This is a genomic window from Clostridium sardiniense (assembly GCF_050584765.1).
GTDB classification, from domain to species: Bacteria; Bacillota; Clostridia; order Clostridiales; family Clostridiaceae; genus Clostridium; species Clostridium sardiniense_A.
In genome coordinates, this window is sequence record NZ_JBNOOR010000002.1 from 357,572 (window position 1) to 380,430 (window position 22,859).

24 protein-coding genes and 1 pseudogene are annotated in these 22,859 nt (G+C 27.8%); 8 read left to right on the forward strand and 17 right to left on the reverse strand.

All coding sequences use genetic code 11. The annotated features are described in order from the left end of the window. Window positions 1–46 precede the first annotated feature (46 nt). The 6 genes from ACQPUW_RS11370 to ACQPUW_RS11395 all read right to left on the reverse strand — a co-directional run bounded on the left by ACQPUW_RS11370 (window position 47) and on the right by ACQPUW_RS11395 (window position 5,935). On the reverse strand, window positions 47–568 hold the full coding sequence (locus ACQPUW_RS11370) for a hypothetical protein (RefSeq protein WP_430837609.1): 522 nt from the start codon (window positions 566–568) through the stop codon (window positions 47–49). A 219-nt stretch (window positions 569–787) separates the two neighbouring features. Beyond that, window positions 788–1,297, reverse strand: a complete 510-nt coding sequence (locus tag ACQPUW_RS11375; RefSeq protein ID WP_430837610.1) for a hypothetical protein — start codon at window positions 1,295–1,297, stop codon at window positions 788–790. Between the two features lie 124 nt (window positions 1,298–1,421). Further along, a complete protein-coding gene (locus tag ACQPUW_RS11380; RefSeq protein ID WP_430837612.1) occupies window positions 1,422–1,610 on the reverse strand; it encodes a DUF4177 domain-containing protein in 189 nt (62 codons plus the stop codon). 285 nt (window positions 1,611–1,895) lie between these two features. After that, window positions 1,896–3,194, reverse strand: coding sequence for a branched-chain amino acid transport system II carrier protein (brnQ, locus tag ACQPUW_RS11385; RefSeq protein ID WP_430837613.1), 1,299 nt, complete (start codon window positions 3,192–3,194; stop codon window positions 1,896–1,898). Between the two features lie 487 nt (window positions 3,195–3,681). Further along, a complete protein-coding gene (locus tag ACQPUW_RS11390; RefSeq protein WP_430837615.1) occupies window positions 3,682–4,980 on the reverse strand; it encodes a DUF2812 domain-containing protein in 1,299 nt (432 codons plus the stop codon). Window positions 4,981–5,209: 229 nt separating this feature from the next. Continuing rightward, window positions 5,210–5,935 (reverse strand): DUF421 domain-containing protein, encoded by a 726-nt coding sequence (locus ACQPUW_RS11395; RefSeq protein ID WP_430837616.1) that lies wholly within the window; start codon window positions 5,933–5,935, stop codon window positions 5,210–5,212. Between the two features lie 265 nt (window positions 5,936–6,200). Here ACQPUW_RS11395 and ACQPUW_RS11400 point away from each other — a divergent pair, with 265 nt between their 5' ends. Then, complete coding sequence (locus ACQPUW_RS11400; protein WP_430837618.1) at window positions 6,201–6,707, forward strand: hypothetical protein; 507 nt, start codon at window positions 6,201–6,203, stop codon at window positions 6,705–6,707. A gap of 287 nt (window positions 6,708–6,994) precedes the next feature. Here the strand turns inward: ACQPUW_RS11400 and ACQPUW_RS11405 are convergent, their stop codons facing one another. The 8 genes and pseudogenes from ACQPUW_RS11405 to ACQPUW_RS11440 all read right to left on the reverse strand — a co-directional run bounded on the left by ACQPUW_RS11405 (window position 6,995) and on the right by ACQPUW_RS11440 (window position 11,007). Next, entirely contained in the window at window positions 6,995–7,147 is a 153-nt protein-coding gene (locus ACQPUW_RS11405; protein WP_148323715.1) for a zinc-ribbon domain-containing protein, read from the reverse strand. 429 nt (window positions 7,148–7,576) lie between these two features. Beyond that, window positions 7,577–7,729 (reverse strand): zinc-ribbon domain-containing protein, encoded by a 153-nt coding sequence (locus tag ACQPUW_RS11410; protein WP_016207147.1) that lies wholly within the window; start codon window positions 7,727–7,729, stop codon window positions 7,577–7,579. A 207-nt stretch (window positions 7,730–7,936) separates the two neighbouring features. Then, entirely contained in the window at window positions 7,937–8,752 is an 816-nt protein-coding gene (locus ACQPUW_RS11415) for a hypothetical protein (protein WP_430837620.1), read from the reverse strand. Between the two features lie 259 nt (window positions 8,753–9,011). Next, window positions 9,012–9,191 (reverse strand): annotated as a pseudogene (locus tag ACQPUW_RS11420) (hypothetical protein); the annotation flags it as partial. Window positions 9,192–9,261: 70 nt separating this feature from the next. Then, entirely contained in the window at window positions 9,262–9,414 is a 153-nt protein-coding gene (locus tag ACQPUW_RS11425; protein ID WP_148323715.1) for a zinc-ribbon domain-containing protein, read from the reverse strand. A 340-nt stretch (window positions 9,415–9,754) separates the two neighbouring features. Beyond that, entirely contained in the window at window positions 9,755–9,964 is a 210-nt protein-coding gene (locus tag ACQPUW_RS11430) for a zinc ribbon domain-containing protein (protein WP_430837621.1), read from the reverse strand. Window positions 9,965–10,155: 191 nt separating this feature from the next. Continuing rightward, window positions 10,156–10,554: an HsmA family protein gene (locus ACQPUW_RS11435; protein WP_430837623.1), complete on the reverse strand. Its 399-nt coding sequence runs from the start codon at window positions 10,552–10,554 to the stop codon at window positions 10,156–10,158. Window positions 10,555–10,575: 21 nt separating this feature from the next. Next, on the reverse strand, window positions 10,576–11,007 hold the full coding sequence (locus ACQPUW_RS11440) for a MarR family winged helix-turn-helix transcriptional regulator (protein WP_430837624.1): 432 nt from the start codon (window positions 11,005–11,007) through the stop codon (window positions 10,576–10,578). A 197-nt stretch (window positions 11,008–11,204) separates the two neighbouring features. Between ACQPUW_RS11440 and ACQPUW_RS11445 the strand changes: the two genes are divergently transcribed. Beyond that, complete coding sequence (locus tag ACQPUW_RS11445) at window positions 11,205–12,062, forward strand: MBL fold metallo-hydrolase (RefSeq protein WP_430837626.1); 858 nt, start codon at window positions 11,205–11,207, stop codon at window positions 12,060–12,062. Window positions 12,063–12,279: 217 nt separating this feature from the next. On the opposite strand, the gene dhaK is transcribed toward ACQPUW_RS11445, so the two are convergent. Continuing rightward, entirely contained in the window at window positions 12,280–14,040 is a 1,761-nt protein-coding gene (gene dhaK / locus ACQPUW_RS11450; RefSeq protein WP_430837628.1) for a dihydroxyacetone kinase subunit DhaK, read from the reverse strand. Window positions 14,041–14,044: 4 nt separating this feature from the next. Then, window positions 14,045–15,181 (reverse strand): glycerol dehydrogenase, encoded by a 1,137-nt coding sequence (locus ACQPUW_RS11455; RefSeq protein WP_430837630.1) that lies wholly within the window; start codon window positions 15,179–15,181, stop codon window positions 14,045–14,047. Window positions 15,182–15,450: 269 nt separating this feature from the next. On the opposite strand from ACQPUW_RS11455, the gene ACQPUW_RS11460 reads away from it, so the two are divergent. Then, on the forward strand, window positions 15,451–16,482 hold the full coding sequence (locus ACQPUW_RS11460) for a PocR ligand-binding domain-containing protein (protein ID WP_430837631.1): 1,032 nt from the start codon (window positions 15,451–15,453) through the stop codon (window positions 16,480–16,482). Between the two features lie 182 nt (window positions 16,483–16,664). Next, window positions 16,665–17,015: a conjugal transfer protein TraF gene (gene traF / locus ACQPUW_RS11465; protein ID WP_430837633.1), complete on the forward strand. Its 351-nt coding sequence runs from the start codon at window positions 16,665–16,667 to the stop codon at window positions 17,013–17,015. Between the two features lie 150 nt (window positions 17,016–17,165). On the opposite strand, the gene ACQPUW_RS11470 is transcribed toward traF, so the two are convergent. Beyond that, entirely contained in the window at window positions 17,166–18,329 is a 1,164-nt protein-coding gene (locus ACQPUW_RS11470) for a cyclically-permuted mutarotase family protein (RefSeq protein WP_430837635.1), read from the reverse strand. Between the two features lie 441 nt (window positions 18,330–18,770). On the opposite strand from ACQPUW_RS11470, the gene ACQPUW_RS11475 reads away from it, so the two are divergent. The 4 genes from ACQPUW_RS11475 to ACQPUW_RS11490 are packed head-to-tail and all read left to right on the forward strand — an operon-like array spanning window position 18,771 to window position 22,846. Continuing rightward, window positions 18,771–19,841: an ABC transporter ATP-binding protein gene (locus ACQPUW_RS11475; protein ID WP_430837636.1), complete on the forward strand. Its 1,071-nt coding sequence runs from the start codon at window positions 18,771–18,773 to the stop codon at window positions 19,839–19,841. Further along, entirely contained in the window at window positions 19,841–20,737 is an 897-nt protein-coding gene (locus ACQPUW_RS11480) for a carbohydrate ABC transporter permease (RefSeq protein WP_430837637.1), read from the forward strand. Before ACQPUW_RS11475 ends, ACQPUW_RS11480 begins: the two co-directional genes overlap by 1 nt. 8 nt (window positions 20,738–20,745) lie before the next feature. Next, window positions 20,746–21,564 carry a carbohydrate ABC transporter permease gene (locus ACQPUW_RS11485; RefSeq protein ID WP_430837638.1) on the forward strand — a complete coding sequence of 273 codons (819 nt, stop codon included), beginning with the start codon at window positions 20,746–20,748 and terminating at the stop codon, window positions 21,562–21,564. After that, window positions 21,548–22,846, forward strand: a complete 1,299-nt coding sequence (locus ACQPUW_RS11490) for an MBL fold metallo-hydrolase (protein ID WP_430837639.1) — start codon at window positions 21,548–21,550, stop codon at window positions 22,844–22,846. Before ACQPUW_RS11485 ends, ACQPUW_RS11490 begins: the two co-directional genes overlap by 17 nt. Window positions 22,847–22,859 lie beyond the last annotated feature (13 nt).

Consider the following 22,859-nt stretch of genomic DNA (forward strand, 5'->3'; position numbering starts at 1 on the left):
TATAAATAATACTTATTAAGGGCAAGTCGATAAGCTTGCCCTTAATTTATAAATATTCAGATTGTTCATTTACAGCATCTTTAATTATTTTTTCTACTAATTTTTTTGTTTCGTTATTAATTTTATAATATATTTTTTTAGCTTCAGAGTCCTCATTATTTATTTCACTATGTTCTTCTAAGCAAATAATATTATCATTTAAATAAATAGCTAATTTTGCATAATAATAATTGAAACTTTCTTTAGTAAATACTTTTTTATCTTGAATAGTTATTCCTATATTAGCATTAGATTTTTTATAACCTTCTTCAAATTCAGTTTGCTCAAGAGTTTTTAAGTGCTTCAAAAGCTCTATTCTGTCTTTAGATTTATCAGTATATGTTGTCATGTTAGTTATCACTTCACTCTCTAAATTTATAGCTAAATCAAAGCTTGTATACATATACTTATTTTCATCATAGTTAATAAATTTATCTAAATTACTTGAAGCACTTCCTTTAATTAAAATTGTAATTATCATTACTATTACAACAAAAGATGCCATAAATATTTTCTTGCGTAACCTCATCTGCCCCACCCTTTACTCAAATTCTTTATATATTTTATTATACATATCCTATGGATAATTAATCCAGAAACACTCGTAAATTATTATATTTATATAACTCTCAATTATCTTCTTTATTTTCTATTTTTTATGTTCTAAATTAAAAATAGGCTGTATCAAACTGAATATTTTCATTCAACTTGATACAGCCTTTTAAATCATATTATAAATCATATTCTTTTAAGAATTATTAAGTGCTCTCTCTTCATCTATTTTCTTTTCTAATTTTTTTATATAGCCGTTTTGACCATCATCCATCTTTTTTATTACTCTTTTAGGGAATAAGTCTTGTAATTCCTCTTTATAATCTGCATCACCATTTGGATACTTATGACCTATAACTTCAAAATCATCATTTACCTTTAATTGAACTGGTGTAGATACTACACTTTTATCATTTGCTTTTAATAGCCAAATATAAACTTCATCTTCATTGACACCTAAAATTTCAAATGCATTATAAGATCTGTTATTTGTCTTTTCGCAAATATCATCAGTTTTACTTTCTATGTATTTTGTTAAGTTCTCTATTTCTTTTGTTGTTATCTCTTTTCCACCCGACTCTACCTCTCCGTCAGACTCTATATCTCCACTAGACTCTATAGCATTTTCGCTAGAGTTATTGTTTACATAATAAGAGCCACCTATTAAGAGCACTAATAAAAGACAAGCTACTATAAATTTTTCCATAGAATACTCCTCCTTGAAGTTTAAATTTCGTACATTTTAAAGGAATTTGTAATAAATCATTACAATATTAATTCTATGTCAAAACCTATATCTTTTATTCACTATATTGCTTTTTTATATAATTTTATTCGTCACATTTCTTTTCAAAAACTAAATCAAATGTTTTAATCTGACCATTATTTCCATAAAACTCAGTTGGTATAGCACTTACATATCTCCAACCCTCTTTGCTATAATTATCGATTAATTCCCTGTGATCTGCTTCCCTAAACATCCCACTAGTAGTTGCCTCCACATACATATATTTATACATATAAACCCCTCCATAAATATTATAAAAAATTATATTTACCAAATTAGTAACCCTATTTATACAGTAATCAACAATTAATTTAAAAACGTTATCATAATTATAACATAAATTCAATAATTTGTATTTTATAGATATAAAAAAAGACTTAGTTAGACTATATTCTATCAATAACCTTCTTACCATTAATTACAATATTATATAAAAAAGACATTAGCTAGACTATATTATCTAAGCTAATGTCTTATAAATTCCATTATTTTATAATTCTTTTATTTTATAATTTTCCTATTCTGCATCTACTATATCAACAGCTGCATCTATTGATTTCCTATTAAGCATGTTAATCAATAAAGAAACGCCCACTGCAATTACAGCTGGTACTACCCATGCAAAGCCTGCACTAGATAATGGTATAAATTTAAATAGTCCATTAAGTGCTGTTACTCCAAATTGAGTGTGAAGTACATCTAAAATAGATACTACAAGAGTTGTGTATACTGTAATTTTGTAAGTTAATTTACTCTCTACTCCAATTACATTAAATAATATAAGAACTATTTGTATTGGGTAGAAAATCATAAGTATTGGTAATGCAAGTTTTATTATGCTATCTATACCTGCAATTGAAACTACTGCTGATGCAACACAAATTATTGTAACTATAATTTCGTATCTAACTTTTAAAAGTTTTGAGAAGAACTCTCCTACCATTGCAGTTAATCCAATTGCTGTTGTAAGACATGCAGCTGCAACTGCTATTCCAAGTGCTATCTTACCAAAGTCTCCTAAAACTAATTGTGCAATACCTATAGTTAATTCTGTTTGGCTTATTCCTTGTGGGAAGTATCCTCCAAGGGCTGCACCTAAGAATAATAATCCTCCATAAACAAATACAAATCCAATACTTGATACTATACTTGCCTTTTTAAGTATAGATTTTTTATCTGAATTTTCAGTGTAGCCTAATGCTACTATAGCATTTATAGCAATTACTGCTGTAAGTGGTGCACCTAAAGCATCCATTGGTTGGTATCCATTTATAAATCCGTAGCTAAATGAATTTCCTGTTCCTTGTGTAAACATATGATCTGTAAAGAATACACCTTTAATTATAATAATTGCAAGAATAACCAAAATAATTGGTGTTAATACCTTTCCAACGTAACCTACTATCTTTGTTGGTCTTAAAGTCAATACTAAAGCTATTCCAAAAAATATTACTGCAAATACTCCTGGGCTTATTACATTACCTAAATTAGGTAATATCCCCATTTCATATGTGCTAGCTCCTGTTCTAGGAATTGCAACGATAGGTCCTAAGCATATAAGTATTAGTGCTGTATAAATATTTGTAAATTTAGACCCTATCTTTTCTCCAAATTTTTCAAGTGATCCAGCTTTATTAATTGCTAATATTCCAAGAAGGGGTAGCCCTATTCCTGAAATAAAGAATCCTAATAAAGACATAAACCAGTTTTCACCTGAATTTATCCCAATCTCTGGTGGGAATATTAAGTTTCCTGCGCCAAAGAATATGGCGAATATTGTGAATCCTACTGCTATGAAATCATGTTTTTTATTCATGTTCATACCTCCTATACTACTATAAATTTTTCTTCTTTTAAGTACCTAAAGTATTAACTCTAAATACTTAAATCCTACATAATAAATCTTCTTTTCTACCTATGCTACTATTCTACATATTTTGTCCTATTTTATCATAGAAATTAATATTTTGTAAACACAAAATTATATTTTCATTTGATATTTTATTAACTTTTAATATAAATTTTGTATCCTTAATCAAATAATAGAACTATTTTTTATAATATTATGAAAAAATTTTTTTACACTTTTATTATATAAATTGTTATTCAAATATTTTTCACTTTTTATAATATAAAAAGAAAGCCCTATCTCTAGGGGTTTCTCTTAAAAGCTATAAATTACTAATGCTATTCTTTAGCATTATATTAAAACGTAACAAATAAAGCTAATTCAGATGAAATGAATTCTAAGAGGCTGTGTTTCAGCATTATACTTAAATATAGCCTAATTACTTAACATAATATTATTCAAACAACTTTTTATATACTTTATTTATAAATTCATCTTCGCTAACATCTTCTAACCAATTCGCAATTTCTATCACCTTATTCTCTGAAGTAATTATATACTTTTGAGTATCATCAGCAGAATAAACTTTTATATTATTAGGTAAGTTCATATCTTTTTCAATCATATTATGTGATCCGTATTCAATATATTTTCTTATAAAACTATTTTTTTGAAGCTCAATTACCCAAGGATATTCACTTTCAAGAATAGTATAATCTAAACTATTATTATCATAGGTAGAATTATACTCTATCCGCTTAGCCAAAACACTTGATTGAGTGTCTTTATAAGTATGATCCTCATCCTCTTTATCAACTCCAAAATCCATCAGTGTTAAATTAATTCCATAAGCTAATTTATTATCTTTTAAATCATAATCATTAAACATTGGAGATGCTACAATATCAGCAACTATAACAAGACTAATTATAGTTATTGCTGTAGTCATAAGAATATTAAACTCAATAGAAATCTTAAGCTTACCAATTAATTTATAAGTAATAACCATAACTATAACTGGTATAAGTATTAATAATAAATCTACAATGGTAATCCCATCTCCAAGAATCATACAAACTATTAATGTAATTACATTTAATACAATCCCTAATAGAATAATAGAATTTTTTATTCTTAGTTGTTTATAACTACCATAGTGTTTAAACTCATTTTCTTTAATCTTTCTTTTAGTTTTTAAATACCAACAGAAAAAGCTTACCCCCTCTATAAAGTTAGCAAGTACTATGCTTCCCAACAGTATACCTGTTGCTATGCTTAAATTTGAAGAAAGGGAATAGTCTAGACTTCTAGAAAAAAACTGTAAATAAATATTAATCATAAATAATATAACTATAGCTAATTGACTAAATACATAATGAGATGAAGCTTTAGAAATTGATTTAAATAATTCTTCTGGCTCTTTATGAATAGGGGTAGTCTTCCATTCATACTCTGACATAAATATCTGTACCTTATTAGCCTGATCTATAAATCTCCACCCATCATCTTCATAAATCCTTCTATACTCTAAGGCTTCATCAGTATCTGTTGTATCAAAAATAGAAGCTTTCTCAAGAGGATTTACTGAATAGCTTATCTTCCTAGGTTCTATTTTTTTGAACTTAAAAAAGTTCATTGATATTGATTGTAGCATCCAACCCTTCTCTGCCATCATTTCTAAATATTCTTTAACAGCATTACATTCATAAGGCTCAAATGTACATAGTGTTATTTTGGTATCTTTAAATCCCATACATCCCCCACATATAAATATTAATTACATTTCTATATAATTAATTATATAAAAACATCACATATAAATTGTAACATTTTGGTAATATAATTGCATATACATTTTTAATTAATAGTTATCAGTTATAAAAATAAATAAAAGACAATAGAAGTAACTCTATTGCCTTTTAAATCACATTGCCTAATTAAAGTCCATTATTCGATTCTTATACTGATTTATCCTCAATTATTTATTCTATACCAAACTTATCTTCTGGATTAAAATCATCAGGATACTTTTCTGAAATAGTAAGTTTTTTATTTTTGTCTACACCTGCATAAAAAATCTCTTCAATATTATTTATCTTTCTCCTTTTAAGTTCAGATTGTAACCACTTTTTATCTATACCAGCTATTTTAAGATTCTTATCTATTATTTTTCCATCAATTATAATATCATTTAGCAAAGAAAAACTCTTTACCTTTAAATCCATATCGTATGGAGTTACTGGCTTTTTATCTGCTTTTATTAAAACTGATAACTTTCCATTGCTCTCCATTATTGCAAATTGTACATCCTCTAAACTGAAAACATCCTTTTCTCGAAGCTTCATCATAAGCTCATTTATTGTAATCCTAAGTCTTTTTATATTTTTATCAATAATACGTCCATTTTCTACTAATATCAAAGTTTTAGCATTTATTACCCTTCTAGCTGTATAACTTTTTAAATTTAAATAACTAGTTGCTATAGTTAACAATGTAAAAACTATTAATGCTGTAATTCCTGAAAAAACTACATGATCTTTATCAATTATAATTTTAGCAATCATTGAGCCTATAGAGATACCCACTATAAAATCAAAAAAATTCATTTGTGAAATAATTTTAATACCAATTAATTTACTGAGAATTAGTGCTAAAACATATATTAAAATACCTTTGATTATTGTGCTAAATAATATACTAATATACATGTAAAATTAATCTCCTTATCTAAAATATAGTTATATTTTAAGCAAGTGGAATAATTTTATTCATTAATATTTTTTTATATTTAAAATTATTAACTGTTAGATAAGTTGGAATTTATCTCGATACTGAATTAATAATCATCTCAATTATTTTTTCATATAAACATAAATTAATTATTTATATGCTTAACATATTGTCACACTTTTTACTCTACTTAATATACTATAAGTAAAGAATAAAAAATAACAAATTAGGAGGCGTTTTATTATGTCACAAATGAATTGTAATAAAAATACCGATTCTTATTGTAATGTTAAATATGATCCTTGCTATGATAAAGGATCTAAACCTTGCAAAGATTCAGATACTAAGGTTGAATTCAGATATGATGAAAGAACACCAGCAACTCCTACTCCTATCCCTGTTACCGGTGTAGAATTGCTTGAAGTAGAATTTAATAGAGTGGCAAGAGGAAATAGAGTATGGCTAAGTGGTGTAATTTCAATTAATAATAATGCGGCTGCTGTAGCAACAATCACAATTAGGATTGTTAAAGATTCACCTAATATTGCTCCTACAACAATCTATACTTTATTCGTTGAGGTTGATGCTGAGGGCCGTGATGATCAGCAAGCAATACCATTTTCACATGTAGATGTTAATGTTAATAATCTTTTTGATGTTGAGTATAGTGTTATTGTATCAGCAAGTATAGCTGGTGTAGTCACACAAGGACCTAATACTCTAACAGCACTTAGATTTGAAAACAAATAATATAATCTTATAAATTTAATAAATTTTAACAAACTAACTTGGGACTATATCAAATTGATATAGTCCCATTTATCTTAGTGCAAATATATTAATTTATTTCTAATTAAATCAAAAGGAAAACATTTTTTCTATACCTTTTAGACGAATATATTTTTAGAAGAATTTATGGAATGATTCTTTAGCTTTTTCGCTTCCTTTATTTAATACCTAAGTTGCTTTATTCATTTCTTTATAATGAATATCAAAAAAAGGTTGTAGTTTAAACTACAACCTATAACAATCTAAAATTATCTTCTATTTTGTTCTTTCTTAGCTCTTCTACAAGATACACATCTTGTTGGCTCATTTTCAAATCCTTTTTCTTTGTAGAATTCTTGTTCTCCTACTGAAAATATGAATTCACTTCCGCAATCTCTGCATGTTATTGTCTTATCTGTCATAAATATTCCTCCTGAAATTAAAGATTCTAAATTGATATAATAATCTCTAATTTATGAGAAACTATTTACCTAAATGAAACTTGTTTTTTGTTAGCATACTTGCTACTCATTTATATTAACATATTATTCATATTATTGCAATACTTTTATTGAAATATTCACTATCAATAGGTTTCATTTCAATCCACAATGTATTACCTATGATATTAAAAATCATCTTTTGAAAATTCTCTAGGCCATGAAAGTAACCTCTTTCTTGATATTTTTAACTGTTTTTCATTTGGAAAATTTAAATCACAGAAATAATTATAATAATTAGCTGTCCATAGATACTTGTCCCATACTCTTATATTTTTTCATTTAACATTTCATTATAATAAAGCATCAAAAAAGGTTGTAGTTTAAACTACAACCTATAACAATCTAAAATTATCTTCTATTTTGTTCTTTCTTAGCTCTTCTACAAGATACACATCTTGTTGGCTCATTGTCAAATCCTTTTTCTTTATAGAATTCTTGTTCTCCTACTGAAAATATGAATTCGCTTCCGCAATCTCTGCATGTTATTGTCTTATCTGTCATAAATATTCCTCCTGAAATTAAAGATTCTAAATTGATATAATAATCTCTAATTTATGAGAAACTATTTACCTAAATGAAACTTGTTTTTTTGTTAGCAACTTTGCTACTCATTTATATTAACATATTATTCATATTATTGCAATACTTTTATTGAAATATTCACTATCAATAGGTTTCATTTCAATCCACAATGTATTATCTATGATATTAAAAATCATTTTTCGAAAATTCTCTAGGCCATGAAAGTAACCTCTTTCTTGATATTTTTAACTGTTTTTCATTTGGAAAATTTAAATCACAGAAATAATTATGATAATTAGCTGTCCATACATACTTGTCCCATACTCTTATATTTTTTTTATTTAAATCTAGCATTTCTTCAACTTTAACTTTATGTCTAAGAAGCAACTCTATTTGTACTCTTTCAAACTCATATTCATTGTTACATTCTGTGTAATATTTAAATATAGTATTTAAATAATTTAAAAACCACTGCCCATCACTATCAATAAGTATTTTCTTGTGTTGTGGCGCAACATCATAATTATTTATATACTTTTGTAATCTACTCACTGTCTTATGGTCTAATATAATTCTTGGATAGCAAGCTAGATTACTCTCAGTATTATGAGCATCCAAAAGAGCTGGCCCAAAAACAATATCTTCATTTATGTAAAATTCACCTACACTTACGCCCCCTCTAACAAAAAGGCCTTCTAGCGATAGGTTAAATTGATATTCTGATACATTATCCAATATTTCGTCTAATTCTTCCTCCCCATCATCTTTTATAGGGTATCCAACAATCATATTATCAGTATATATCTTTATCTTCCCTTGACTATACTTATTTGGGATTATACATTGTTTGTTCTTATTTATAAGAACGTTGATCTCATTGAGTAGCTTGTTTCCATCCCCCTCACTACAAGAATCTACTATCATTTGTGAAAATCCTAATATATCTATAGTACATACCATAGAATTAATAAGCTTTGGATTATCCTGATCATATTTTTGCATACTTCTTTCAACACATCCTTACTTAAATTTCTTCTATAGCTACTATTTTAACATCTAAGATAAACTATTGTGAAGATATTATGTTATCTCAATGGAAATTTACATTATTTAATTTATTTCTAATTAAATCAAAAGGAAAACATTTTTTCTATACCTTTTAGAGGAATATATTTTTAGAAGACTTAATGTAACCTTTTCATTAAGTCTAGATTAATATATATTATATGCAAACCTTTTTGATGCTCCTGACCCCCTAGCATTAAAAAGAAAAAGGTGCTAAACTCATAGCACCTTTAATTTTTATATAAATATTTTTGCCTGCCATTCCTATATACATTCCTACGAAGTATGGTATTAACCATATAGCCCATACTACCATACTGAAATTATGGAATGCTTCTTTAGCTTTTTCGCTTCCTTTATTTAAAACCCAAGTTGCCTTATTAATTTCTTTATAATGAATATCAAAAAAGGTTGTAGTTTAAACTACAACCTATAACAATCTAAAATTATCTTCTATTTTGTTCTTTCTTAGCTCTTCTACAAGATACACATCTTGTTGGCTCATTTTCGAATCCTTTTTCTTTATAGAATTCTTGTTCTCCTACTGAAAATATGAATTCGCTTCCGCAATCTCTGCATGTTATTGTCTTATCTGTCATAAATATTCCTCCTGAAATTAAAGATTCTAAATTGATATAATAATCTCTAATTTATGAGAAACTATTTACCTAAATGAAACTTATTTTTTTGTTAGCATCTTTGCTACTCATTTATAATAACATAGTATTTATTTAATTACAACCTTTTTTTGATTATTTTTATAAAAAATTGGAATTAACACAATATTTTGTATTAATATGAAACTCTTCTCGCATTCGCTCGCTGAATAAGTTTGCTTTAGCCAAATACAAGATTTGGAGGCTTACTTATAATACAGTTCACTAATATTAATTCTAAATAATTGCTATAATAGCAAATTGATACTTAGCTTTTTTATCATTAACCTATTAAGAAATCTAGTATATCCCATCCATCACTAGTTTTTGCTTTATACAATTCTGTGTATCCACATCTTGTACAGCTTATTGTAATAAATTTCTTATTTTGAACATCAAATATTTTTGCAAAGTTTCCTCCTGTTGCTTGGAATTGATCTGATTCATAATGATCATTTCCACACTTTGGACAAATATATTGTTTCTTTTCCATAAATATCTCTCCTTTTATATTAATTAAATTGTATTTCACGATTAAAATAGCTCTAAAATTAAAATATTAATCCTAAATATACTTTTACATTAATATATATTATATACAAACCTTTTTAATGCTCCTGACCTTCTGGCATTAAAAAGAAAAAGGTGCTAAATTTATAGCACCTTTAATTTTTATATAATATTTTAGCCTGCCATTCCTATATACATTCCTACGAAGTATGGTATTAACCATATTACCCATACTACCATACTGAATTTATGGAATGCTTCTTTAGCTTTTTCGCTTCCTCTATTTAATACCCAAGTTGCCCATACAGCGTGACATAACATTAATAATATTGCAAGCATACCTGTTGATTGGTGAATTAAAAGTTGTGTAGATGTTATTGCTTTATCAGTACCTGCTGCTGCAATTTTACTCATTGTGTATGTTCCTAATGTGTCACAAACTAAACCACACCAGAAAATAATAACGTGTTTCTTTCTTAGTACCTTTGCTCTATGCTCTCCCCATACACCTATTGTATAGAAAATTAAAGCACATGTTATAAATATAATTGCTGGAATTAATAATTTTGGCATATAAATCTCTCCTTTTTTATTTTAATTTTTTTGTATTAAATTACTTAACTTTTCTAAATTATTTTCTATAAGTATTAGATCTTCTTCAGAAATGCTATTAAATATCTCTTTAAAACATCTATTTATATCTTCTTTTATTTCATTTGATAATGCTTGTCCTTTTTTAGAAAACATTATGTAAGTTATTCTCTTATCATTTTCATCTTTAACTCTTTCTAAAACTTCCATCTTTTCTAATCTATCAACAATTCCTGAACAAGTAGATTTTTTAATTGACATACACTCACTAAGTTCTGTAATTGTTAATTTTTTAAAATGTGCAACAAGCTTTATTGCTGTAATTTGACTTTGAGTAAGTCCTCTTTCTTTAACTTTGTTATTTATCTTATTATTTATTATAGAATTGATTTCTTTTAAATAAAGACATATCCTAAACTCATGTGCGTCTTTCATAGTAGCCTCCTAGGATTAAATTGGTTAGCATCCTAACTACTTTTTCATGATAATACTTTTTCATAGTAAATACAATGAACATAGTATTAAATAACATTTAACAAACAAATACTAAATTTTAAGAAATTCATAAATTGAGAATACATATATATAAGTGTTATAATTAGTTAAATCAAATGAAGAGAAGGGATGAGGTTATGTTAAAGAAACTTACTAATAGGGTATATTATATGGAAAATAGACAGTCTGGAGATAGACCAGCACTTGGAGTTGTAATTGGTGATAAATATAGTTTAATTATTGATAGCGGAAATTCTAAAAGTCATGCTGAGCAATTTTTAAATGAAGTTAATAAGTTAAATCACTCACCTCTTAAGTACCTAGTTATAACTCATTGGCACTGGGATCATATAGTTGGTGCAAATTATATGAATTTAATAAATATAGTAAATGGTATTACTAATGAAAAACTGGATAAGCTTAGAGATTTAGAATGGACAAACAGTGCTATTGAAGAAAGAGTAAAAAATGGAGAAGAAATAGAATTTTGCCTAGAGCATATAAAGATAGAACATCCTGATAATAATAGAGAATTTTCAATCCCTACAGGAGATATTATTTATGATGAACTCTTAAAAATAGACTTAGGTGGCGTTAAAGTATTTGTTGAGCATATATCAAGTGATCATTCAAATGATAATTCAATAGTTTTAATTGAAGAAAATGATAAAACTACTGCCTTTGTTGGAGATTCCCTTTACCTAGATATGTACAACGGTGAATGGAGCTATTCAAAAGATAAATTTATACCACTTTTAATAGAGCTTCAATGTTATGAGGCTGATTATTATGTTCCTTCTCACCATGGAATATATACTAAAGAAAGCTTTGATGAATATGTAAATCATATGAAATCTATAAGTAAACTCGTTTCTGATAAAACTTCTATTGAAGATTGTATAAATGAATTTAAAAAGGAATTTAATAGAGAACCTAAGGAAGATGAAATTTACGATATGAATTGTTTTGTAGAAGGTAATAAAAAAGAGTTATAGTAATAAGCTATACACAAATTTAGCTTTCTATTTTATTTTTTATATTTGGTATGTAATAAACTTCATTTAAATAGATTTATGTACTTAATGTACGTATTATAATAATTACGGTTGAAATAATTAAGTCACTCTTTAATATTGTATAAAGAAAGGTCAGCAATAAATTTGCTGACCTTTTTAAAACCTATTATATTAAGATTGAAGTAGATTTTTATCTTTATTTTAATCCTTTTGAAATCTCAGTAAAGATAACACCTAAAGCATAGGCACCTGCATCTGGATATCCAATACTTCTTTCTCCTACAGTTCCTGCTCTTCCCATACGAGCTACTATTTCCTCTGTATTTTTAGCTCCTTGTACAGCCGCTTTAGCTGCATTTTCAAAAGCTTCTATAACGCCTTTTCCTTTATCTGCACTTTCTGACCAAGAATCTGCACAAGGTACAAGTGCATCTATTAAAGTCTTATCTCCTACTACTGCTCCTCTTCCAAAAGATCTCTTTCCTGTTTCTTGTATAGCTATTACTGTACTTTGCATCATACCTGCAAAATCCTTAATAGATAGCTCTGATAAATTTCCAACCTTTTTACCAGCACCTCTAAAAGCTGATCCCCAAATTGGGCCTGATGCTCCTCCACAGTTTTCCATTATAATCATAGAGCATTCATCTAAGAATGAACCTATACTCATATCTTTATCACTTGTGATATTTTTCCATTCTCTCTTTAATTGTCTAAATCCTTTAGCAACGCTCATACCAAAATCACCATCTCCAGCATGAGAATCTAATTCACAGAATGGAACTTCATTACTTATGATACATTCACTCATTTTATCTACAATATATATCATGTTATTTAATGTAATCTTATTATCTTTTATAACAGAATGTGCTTCATCTGTTTCTACTTTAAATGATACTTCTTCATCATTTAAATCTTCAATCTCTACATCTTTATATTTTCTTGATTCTATATGCTTAGATACTTTAAATGCAGGAGTATCACAAGGTTTAGTTAGTAATTCCTTTAATTGATTGTCAAGCTTCATTATAGATATAGAAGCTCCAGCCATATCTATACTTGTCATATAGTTACCTACAAAAGTCTTATATATCTTAATATTTTTCTTTGCAAGTTCTCTAGTAACTGAGTTATTAAATAAATATAATTCTTGCATTGGTGTTGCTCCAAATCCATTTACTAAAAGAGCAATCTCATCGTTACTACCTTCACTTATTCCTAAGTCATTTAAAAGTTGATTTACCATTCTTTCAGCTAATTCATCTGCTGATATAACTTTTTCACGACGAATTCCTGGCTCACCATGGATTCCTACGCCATACTCCATTTCGTCATCACCAATTTCAAATGTTGGTGTTCCCTTAGCTGGAACTGTGCATGAAGTAAATCCAAATCCTAAGCTACGTACATTATCTGCTGCCTTTTGTCCAACCTCTTTTACATTTTGCAGGCTCTCTCCAAGTTCTGCTGCTGCACCAACTATTTTATGTACTAATACAGTCCCTGCAACACCTCTACGACCTACTGTATAAAGACTATCTTCAACTGCAATATCATCTTCTACTTTTATATAATCTACATTTATTCCATCTTCACTTGCTAGATATGCTGCATTCTTAAAGTTCATCATATCTCCACTATAGTTTTTAATTATAAGTAAAGTTCCTTTATTGCTAGCAGATTCTTTTATTCCTTGATATATTTGAATTTGTGATGGTGATGCAAATACATCTCCACAAACAGCAACGTCTAACATACCTTCTCCAACAAATCCTGCATGTGCTGGTTCGTGTCCACTTCCACCACCACTTATAAGAGTTACTTTATCTTTATTAATTTCTCTCTTTTTAACTATTTTATATTTACTTATAAATTCTAGCTCAGGATGAGCCATAACCATTCCATTACATAATTCTCTTACTACATTTTCTGGTGTATTTATTATCTTCTTCATGTTTTTATCTACCTCTATTAATTTTATATTCTTTACCAATTTTATCAGCTACTACTATTGCTGCCGCTACTTCTTCTACTGCTATATCAAATTGCATTGAATGAACTGATTCCTCTGGAATACAAGACTTTCTAGCTACTTCCATTAACTCTTCATTTGAAATCTCATCAACACCTATATCTGAAAGACATACTGGTAATCCTACTTCTAAACAAAAATCTAATACTTGATTTATTTCTTCAGTTGGTGCATTTTCAAGAACTAATTGTGCAATAGTTCCGAATGCAACTTTTTCACCATGGAAATATTTATGTGTTCCTTCTAATATAGTTAATCCATCATGAATGGCATGTGCTGCTGCTAATCCACCACTTTCAAATCCTAAACCTGATAAAAGTATATTAGTCTCAATTATATTTTCTAATGCTTTAGTTACTAAATTACAGTCACAAGCTTCCTTTGCTTTCTTACCATCATTAAGTAATGTTTCATAACATAGTTTTGCAAGTACTAATGCTGCATTAGTTCCTCTTGCACGGCCACAATCTCCTTCTCTAACTCCACAAGGTAATCCTGCATTTACATTTGAATAAGATTCTGATGTAGCTCTTGCTTCAAAATATGTTGATAAAGCATCTCCCATACCTGAAACTAAAAATCTTGTTGGCGCATTTGCAATTACTGTAGTATCTACAAGTACTACACTTGGACTTTGCTTGAAATAAGCATAATCATCGAATGCTCCATCTTCTGTATATAATACTGCTGAGTGACTAGTAGGGGCATCTGTAGCTGCTATAGTTGGAACTATTATTAATGCATCTCCCTCTGCAACACATTTTGCAGTATCTATAGCTTTTCCACCACCAAGACCTATTGTACAAGCACAAGAATTTTCTTTTGCTAATTGTTGTAATCTAGCTACTTCAGTTCTAGAACATTCTCCTTTAAAGTTACTTTCTATAAACTTAATACCAAACTTTTCTGCTGTTTTATCTAATTTAACTCTTACACGCTCTATATCATCTTTATGGGCAATTAAAAGTGCTGATTCCCCAAACGTTTTCACGAAGTACCCAAGATTTAATAGTTCATCTTCTCCTTGAACATATTTAGTTGGGCAAATAAATGCTTTTCTCATAAAAAGTCCTCCTTTAATCTTAACTATCCTGTTATGATAATGTTTTCGTAAGTTCATTATAATCCCTCTATTATTTATTTTCATTGGAGTATAATGATGAAATATTGCAATTTGTAATCGTAATATTTTGCTACAATTTAAAAGAATTATACTTTTATGATATTGGCATTATTTTCTTGTACAAAGTTATAGGCACTAAAATAGAGTTTTTATTATTTCTGTGATAAAATTAATTTTATATTATTAAGAAAATAAGAAGGGAGATTTCATTGAAAAGTAAACACCTAAATTTAAATAAAATTATTGATTTAGATAAATGGCAAAAACTCCAAGATTCCCTTTCTCTAGTTACAAAAATGGCCATGATAACAGTTGATTATAAAGGTATACCGGTATCTAAGCATAGCTCTTGTAATCAATTTTGTGAAGCTGTTAGAAAAGATCCAAAGTTATCACCTTATTGCCAAAAATGTGATTCTAGAGGTGGACTTGAAGCAGTTAGAGAAAATAAGCCTTATATTTATCTTTGTCATTATAATATCGTTGATATAGCAATTCCTATTATTGTAGATGATAAATATATTGGTGCCATAATGGCAGGTCAAGTTAGATTAAATAAAAAAGAGGATGAAGATTCATTAGAGCATATTTTAACTATACCTTCAAAGTTTTTTGTAAATGATAACATGGATGAATTAAATAATTTATATTCTAATATACCAAGTTTGTCTTATGAAGAAGTTAAAAACACTGCTGAAATGTTGTTTCAATTATGTAATTATATAGTTGAAGAATCACTAGATAAAAGTCTTATTCTTGAACTATATGAAAAAGAAGTTATACATAAAAACTCCTCTGATAATCAATTAGATTTATCTAGTTATAAAGTAAGTAATATTAAAAATATAAAAGATGAGCTTTCTAATGCTATTACAAACTCCCATATAAAAGATTTATCTTATGAAAAAAATATTGTACATAATTCAATATTAAAACCAGCTATTGAATATATTTATTCTCATAAAAATGAAAACGTATCACTGAAAAAGGCCTCTGATTTATGTCATATAAGTCCTAGCCATTTTAGTAGAATATTTGCCAAGGAAGTAGGCCACAACTACTCTGCATACTTATCACTACTAAAAATAGAATGGGCAAAGCAATTACTTATATCAACAGATTTAACTATTTCAGAAGTTAGTGATAATCTTGGTTTTAATGAATCTGGATATTTCATAAAAATCTTTAAAAAGCATGAAAGTATAACTCCTTCACTATATAGAAAATATCATAAAAAATAAAAATAGCCTTAGCTACTTATTGAGTGTGCTAAGGTTATTTTTTACTATTACTTTCATACCCATTTATAATAGTAGTAAAATTTAATTCATCAATTATCCATTATAATTAAATTTCTACTTTATCTATATGATTATTAATTTAGTTTTGGTATAATATTCTAAAAAGCTAGGAGGAAGATAAAATGTTTGAAAAAGACACATATAAAGAGGATGTAAAACTATTTGAAAAAGTACTTTCTACACAAGCAGATAAGTTATTATCTAGTGAAGAATTGGCTGCTATTTATATTGGTCGAGGAACATGTCCATTCTGCCGTAAGTTTACTAAAAAATTAAGTGGATTGGCTAATGAAATTAATACAACTATTTATTATGTAGATAGTGAAAATTCTTCTGATGATGGACTTAGCTCATTTAGAAAGCAATATAATATTGCAACTGTACCAGGATTTATTATTAGTAAAAATGGAGAAATAGAAGTTCGTTGTGATTCTTCACTTCCAGAAGATGAAATATTAGATATGTTAAAATAAATAAGTTTCAATTATAAAAATAGCCTTAGATAAGTTGTATCAATATCTAAGGCTATTTTTTCATTTATTTCTTTTATTATTTACTTATAAAAATCACTTGGAAATCTCTAGATAATTAACACTAATATTTTTAAGTGTACATACAGAGTATTAATAAATTAAAGTTCCAGAATAAATTTTGTCTGTTCTAGTACCAGGCTTGATTTCTCCATTTATTGAATATATATGGTCTTCATCAAGAACTAATCCCTCTCCACAAGGTGCATTAAATGGTACTTCTCCTATGGATGTCCATTTATCAGTAGCAGCATTATAAATTAACATTTTTTTGTTCCAATTAAACTCATGAGGATCTGCTCCAAAATAAGATTGTTTAAAATCATCTAATTCTTTATCCTTTAATGATCCTAACTTATCTACAGCATTGTCATAGATCTTTTTATTAAAACCACCTATTACAAGCATTTCATCTTCATTTAGTTTAACTGAATTTGCTCCTAAAAGAGAAATATCTTCATCTCCGATTTTAACATCAGAGGCCTTACTCCATGAATTATTTTTTATATCATACTTATATCCATCTGTATAAGCAACCTTATCTCCTCCACTAAATACATATATGTTATCTCCTAAAATTTGAGCTACAGCTTGATTTCTAGTATCTTCTCCAGGAATAGATTCTAATTCTTCTGTTTTGCCATTTTCAGTATCGAATTTATAGAATTTATTGCTTGGCTTTCCATTTTGCTTTCCAAGTCCAACATATATATTCTTATCCTTTTTTACTGCAATACCATCGCTAAGAGTGAATGGTAAATCCCCTATGTGTTTTGTAGTTATATTACCCTTATCATCAGCTGTAATAAGTGTAATATTATCTCCTTCTTTCTCATCTGGACTTCCACCAATATAATAAATTCCTTCGTCAGTAGTTATTGAACTTCCGTAACCAATTTCATAGTCTAATGTTGTATGATTTACCTGATTTAATTTTCCGTCCTCTTCTTTTAATACATAGATATCTGGATACAATTTCTTTTTTCCACCTTTTGCAGCTGGCTCGTCAGGAAAATTGGCTCCCCCACCAACAATAATAAAACCATTTGATTTACCTGCAAGTACACCTGCGGTACCAATATTTTTACTATAACCTTTTTGGGCCTCCAATTCTCCCCCCTGTTCCCAGAGAATTTTTTTTATTTCCTTCTTACTATTAGATGTTTCCCCTTGATCCTTTGTGCCACTAGTAGTGCATCCTACAAGAATTAATGATGTAGCTGCTATAGCTACAATAGACTTTAATAACTTTCCCATCTTCTCCTCCTAACAAACAGTCTTTTATAGAACTTTGTTAATATTTACCTGTTTATAATGTTATCATGAAATCGTTTTAATGACAATTAATTAGTAACATAAAAATATTATGAAAAACTAAGAGAAAAATAAAATGTTTGAAAAAGACGCATATAAAGAGGATGTAAAACTATATCACTTTTCTCCTTTTAATAAAAATAAGTTAAATTTTTGTTGAAAAATTTTGTTTTAGTTAAAATTTTGTTAAAAAAATTCACATAAATATAAAGTTATTCAAAAAATCTTTAATAATTTTATACATTGTTGTATTATAAAGGTGGTAACATTGTAAAATATTATATATTAATTAAAATACTAAATTAATATGTAATATAAGCTAAATAATGAACAAAATACTAAAGTGTATTGAGAAAAATCAAATATTAATAATAGAGGTGAACTATGATACATATCGAAAAACTTAAAAAGGTTTATAACAACGGTTATGAAGCTCTAAAAAGCATTGACCTTCAAATTAATGAAGGTGAACTTATCTGTCTTTTAGGACCTAGTGGTTGTGGTAAAACTACTATACTTAATCTACTTGCTGGATTATTAGATCCTACTAGCGGAGATATTAGATTTGATAATGAGTCAGTTATCGATAAACATCCTAAAGATAGAAATATAGGATTAGTATTCCAAAACTATGCTTTATATCCTCATATGTCTGTACTTGAAAATGTTATGTTTCCTCTTACTGTTGGAAATAAAAAGAAACCTAAAAATGAAGCAATGGAAATTGCAAAGAAGTATATGAAAATTACAAGTATTGAAGAGTTAGCTGACAAGAAACCTGGTGAAATGTCAGGAGGTCAACAACAAAGAGTTGCTATTACAAGAGCATTAGTTCAAAATCCTAAGATTCTTTTATTGGACGAGCCTTTAAGTAATCTTGATGCAAGACTTAGATTAAGAATAAGAGAAGAAATAAGAAAGCTTGTTAAGGAGATTGGAATCACTACTATATTCGTTACTCACGACCAAGAAGAAGCTTTGTCTATAAGTGACAGAATAGTACTTATGAATGAAGGTATTGTTCAACAATTCGATATTCCTCAAAATTTATATTTAGAACCTACAAACTTATTTGTAGCTAAATTTATGGGAAATCCAATTATTAATATATTCGATATGAAGAAAAAAGGAAATGTTTTGGAAAGCAAAGACCTTTCAATTGATTTAAGTCTATTAGATAAAAATAGATTTAAACAAGAGTTAAATGAAGAAAATTATATAGTTGGTATTAGACCTGAATATTTTAAAATAAGTAATTCTCCTTTATTTAAAGCTGAAATTAATTATGTTGAATTAATAGGAAAAGATTGCATATTAAACTTCAATATTAATGGTATAGATGCAAGATTAATTACAGATATAAGCAACAAAGTTTCTGAAGGTGATAAAGTAGGTCTTGATATTGATTATAGTGGTATTTACATATTCAAAGAGAATGGAGATAGAGTGTACTAATGAGAAAGTTTAAATTTAAAAAGTTTAAGTACAGAGCTGAGAATTCTCCACAGGCATGGCTATTCCTTCTACCCGCTTTGATAATAATAGGAATATTCAATGTATTACCATTAATCAAAACCTTCATCATGTCCTTCCAAAAAGGAACTTTAAACAACTTAGCATTTAATGGGATAAAGAATTATGAATTTGTATTGCAAGATCCAAAATTTCATAAAGCAATAACAAACACATCAATTTATGCATTTGTTGTTGTACCTTTAGGGCTTATTATTTCAATGTTTATTGCTATTACAATTTACGAGAAGATAAAACATAAACAAATATTTGAGACTATATTTTTTATACCATATTTAACAAGTATTATCGCAGTTGGTATTGTGTTTAGATTTTTATTAAATAAAGACTATGGATTTGTAAATTACTTACTTGGTATTGTAGGTGTTGATCCAGTAAACTTCTTAGACAATCCTGCTATGAGTATGGTTACCCTTATTATATTTGGTATTTGGTCTGGACTTGCTTTTAATATAATTATATTACTTTCTGGATTAAGAAATGTTAATAAAGATTATTATAAAGTTGCTGATATGTTTGGAGCATCAAAGATTGAGCAATTCTTTAGAATAACTCTTCCACAAATGCTACCAATTATTACATTCCTATTGATGGTTAATTTTATTAATGCATTTAAAGTATATGCTCAGGTATTTTCTATATTCAATGGAAAAGCTGGTATTGCAGATAGTGCTACCACTGCTGTTTTCTATATATTTAATAAGTTCTATGTAGAAAATCGTTATGGTCAGGGTATGGCTGCTGCAGTTATTTTATTTATATTAATTTTAATTTTCACATTAATTCAAAATAAAATATTAAAAAAATTATCTAAATAGGTGAGCGTATGAAGAAGATTAATTTAGTTTTATCAAAAACATTTATTATTATCATGGCGTTGATTACGCTGTTTCCATTTGTATATATGATTTTATCAAGTCTTATGACTTTCCAAGAAGCAACTAGTATTCCACCAAAACTTTTCCCAGATAAGCTTCAGTGGGAAAACTTTGCACTAGCAATGAAACAAGCTCCTTTTGTTAGATATTTCTTTAATACAATTTTAGTTGCAGGATTATCAACACTAGGAACAATATTAACATCTATACTTGCTGCATTTGCTATAGTTAAATTAGAATTTAGATTTAAAAATGCATTATTAATTGGTATGGTTGCATTATTAATGGTACCTTATGAAGTTGTAGTATTTACAAACTATCAAACAATTGCAAAGCTTGGCTTATTAGATAGTTATGTAGCATTAATAGTTCCATCCCTTGCAAGTGTATTTTATATATTCTACTTAAAAGAATATCTTACAAGTATACCTATCTCCTACTATAAAGCTGCCAAAGTTGATGGATGCTCCGATTTAGAATTTATAAAGAGAATTTTAATTCCTTTAGCTAAACCTTCATTATTCACAATGGGAATACTTAGCTTTATTAATGGATGGAATTCGTTCCTATGGCCAATACTTGTAACTAACAGTAAAGAGATGAGACTTTTAAGTAATGGATTAAGTTCTTTCGCAACAGAAAGTGGTACAAACGTACAATTACAGATGGCTGCATCAACAATAGCCATTGTACCAATTTTAATATTATATTTAGTCTTTAGAAAACAAATTATTAGAGGAGTTGTTAAGAGTGGTATTAAAGGATAAAAAAACTAGAATTACTTTCCACAATGGTATCCTAACTATTGGTGGAACTATTATAGAAATTACTTATGAAGATAGTCATATATTCTTTGATTTTGGTAGCGAATATAATCCAAAAGCAGAGGTACAGCCTGAAGATCTTCAAGGATTATTGGATGAGAATTTAGTTCCATATTTAAATAATATGTTTGATCCTAAAATACCTTTGATTGGATATGAATCAAAGGAAGATAACTTTAAAAATACAGCAGTATTTTTATCACACGTTCATTTAGATCATTCTAAAATTGTTAATTACTTAAATCCTAATATACCTTTATATACTTTAGAAGGTACTAAATCATTATTAAATACTTTAAATATTAATGATGATTTCCTATTCCCTCTTTATGAAAAAAATGAAGGGGCTAACACTAGAGAAATCGTAGGTGTTAAAGAAAACGAAGTTATAAATGTTGGGGAAATTAAAGTAAAGGTAATGCCAGTTGACCACGATGCTTATGGTGCTAGTGGATTATTAATAGAAACTCCAGATTTAGTAATATCTTATACTGGAGATATTAGACTTCATGGTTATAGAAAAGATGCTACATTAAACTTCTGCAAAGAAAGTGAAAAATGTGATGTTCTATTAATAGAAGGTGTTAGTGTTTCATTCCAAGAGTTTGATGAGGATGTAAGTGATAGAGAAATATCAAATGAACCTGAGTTAATAGAAAAGATAAATGAAATTGTTAAAAATAATCCTGAAAAACAGATAACATTTAATTATTATATTTCTAATATAGAAAGAATTTTAAATATAATAAAGACTAATCCTAGAACAGTAGTTTTAGATGCATATTACTCATATGTACTTAAAGAAGCTACAGGATATCAATCTTATTACTATCAATTAGATGATAAAGAGTATGGGCTAGATGAAAATTATAAGATTGATTTTGAAAAACTTTTAGATGACGAAGGAGAATTCTTCTGGCAATTAGATTCAAATGCTCTTAAGCATATGGATAAATTAAAATCTAATGGAATTTATATTCACTCAAATGCAGTTCCATTAGGAGATTTTGATCCAAGCTATGTGCCTTTTGTAGAAAAGTTTGGAGAACATAATATTGAATTTGTTAGAGTATCATGTAGTGGTCATGCTCATCCATATGACCTAATTGAAATAATAAATTTAATAAAACCTAAGTTGTTAGTCCCTATTCATTCATATCGTCCTGAGAGACTTTACAATGAATGTGGAGATATATTATTACCAGAAAAAAAACAAACTATTTAGTGGGGGGAAAGAG

Excerpts from the sequence above, each read along its gene's own strand:
- ACQPUW_RS11370 (WP_430837609.1), bottom strand. The coding sequence starts at position 568 with ATGAGGTTACGCAAGAAAATATTTATGGCATCTTTTGTTGTAATAGTA.
- ACQPUW_RS11375 (WP_430837610.1), bottom strand. The coding sequence starts at position 1,297 with ATGGAAAAATTTATAGTAGCTTGTCTTTTATTAGTGCTCTTAATAGGT.
- ACQPUW_RS11380 (WP_430837612.1), bottom strand. The coding sequence starts at position 1,610 with ATGTATAAATATATGTATGTGGAGGCAACTACTAGTGGGATGTTTAGG.
- brnQ (WP_430837613.1), bottom strand. The coding sequence starts at position 3,194 with ATGAATAAAAAACATGATTTCATAGCAGTAGGATTCACAATATTCGCC.
- ACQPUW_RS11390 (WP_430837615.1), bottom strand. The coding sequence starts at position 4,980 with ATGGGATTTAAAGATACCAAAATAACACTATGTACATTTGAGCCTTAT.
- ACQPUW_RS11395 (WP_430837616.1), bottom strand. The coding sequence starts at position 5,935 with ATGTATATTAGTATATTATTTAGCACAATAATCAAAGGTATTTTAATA.
- ACQPUW_RS11400 (WP_430837618.1), top strand. The coding sequence starts at position 6,201 with ATGTCACAAATGAATTGTAATAAAAATACCGATTCTTATTGTAATGTT.
- ACQPUW_RS11405 (WP_148323715.1), bottom strand. The coding sequence starts at position 7,147 with ATGACAGATAAGACAATAACATGCAGAGATTGCGGAAGTGAATTCATA.
- ACQPUW_RS11410 (WP_016207147.1), bottom strand. The coding sequence starts at position 7,729 with ATGACAGATAAGACAATAACATGCAGAGATTGCGGAAGCGAATTCATA.
- ACQPUW_RS11415 (WP_430837620.1), bottom strand. The coding sequence starts at position 8,752 with ATGCAAAAATATGATCAGGATAATCCAAAGCTTATTAATTCTATGGTA.
- ACQPUW_RS11425 (WP_148323715.1), bottom strand. The coding sequence starts at position 9,414 with ATGACAGATAAGACAATAACATGCAGAGATTGCGGAAGCGAATTCATA.
- ACQPUW_RS11430 (WP_430837621.1), bottom strand. The coding sequence starts at position 9,964 with ATGGAAAAGAAACAATATATTTGTCCAAAGTGTGGAAATGATCATTAT.
- ACQPUW_RS11435 (WP_430837623.1), bottom strand. The coding sequence starts at position 10,554 with ATGCCAAAATTATTAATTCCAGCAATTATATTTATAACATGTGCTTTA.
- ACQPUW_RS11440 (WP_430837624.1), bottom strand. The coding sequence starts at position 11,007 with ATGAAAGACGCACATGAGTTTAGGATATGTCTTTATTTAAAAGAAATC.
- ACQPUW_RS11445 (WP_430837626.1), top strand. The coding sequence starts at position 11,205 with ATGTTAAAGAAACTTACTAATAGGGTATATTATATGGAAAATAGACAG.
- dhaK (WP_430837628.1), bottom strand. The coding sequence starts at position 14,040 with ATGAAGAAGATAATAAATACACCAGAAAATGTAGTAAGAGAATTATGT.
- ACQPUW_RS11455 (WP_430837630.1), bottom strand. The coding sequence starts at position 15,181 with ATGAGAAAAGCATTTATTTGCCCAACTAAATATGTTCAAGGAGAAGAT.
- traF (WP_430837633.1), top strand. The coding sequence starts at position 16,665 with ATGTTTGAAAAAGACACATATAAAGAGGATGTAAAACTATTTGAAAAA.
- ACQPUW_RS11470 (WP_430837635.1), bottom strand. The coding sequence starts at position 18,329 with ATGGGAAAGTTATTAAAGTCTATTGTAGCTATAGCAGCTACATCATTA.
- ACQPUW_RS11475 (WP_430837636.1), top strand. The coding sequence starts at position 18,771 with ATGATACATATCGAAAAACTTAAAAAGGTTTATAACAACGGTTATGAA.
- ACQPUW_RS11480 (WP_430837637.1), top strand. The coding sequence starts at position 19,841 with ATGAGAAAGTTTAAATTTAAAAAGTTTAAGTACAGAGCTGAGAATTCT.
- ACQPUW_RS11485 (WP_430837638.1), top strand. The coding sequence starts at position 20,746 with ATGAAGAAGATTAATTTAGTTTTATCAAAAACATTTATTATTATCATG.